Origin of the sequence: Acinetobacter sp. ESBL14 (assembly GCF_036668815.1) — a bacterium.
In the GTDB taxonomy this organism is placed as follows: Bacteria; Pseudomonadota; Gammaproteobacteria; order Pseudomonadales; family Moraxellaceae; genus Acinetobacter; species Acinetobacter gyllenbergii.
On the sequence record NZ_JAZEVS010000076.1, the window covers coordinates 1 to 255 of the forward strand.

Genomic DNA, 255 nt, shown 5'->3' on the forward strand with positions numbered 1-255 from the left:
TCACAGCAGCAGTTGCAGTGACAGGCGATGGCCCGATCACCATCCATGCAGAAGCTGTAGATGCTCAAGGTAACATCGATACAGCGAATGCAGATGTGACCATTACCGTGGATACATCGCCAGCTGATTTGATTGGTGCAATCACAGTGCCAGATGACTTAAACGGTGACGGCATCTTGAATGCGACTGAATTAGGTGCGGATGGTAGCTTCGATGCACGCGTGGCATTGGGACCAGATGCAGTGCTTGGTACAG

At 51.4% G+C, this 255-nt stretch carries 1 protein-coding gene; it reads left to right on the forward strand.

The features are described 5' to 3' along the window. Positions 1-255 (forward strand): hypothetical protein (locus tag V6E90_RS21700; RefSeq protein WP_332606434.1); only part of this gene is annotated, 255 nt, incomplete at both ends.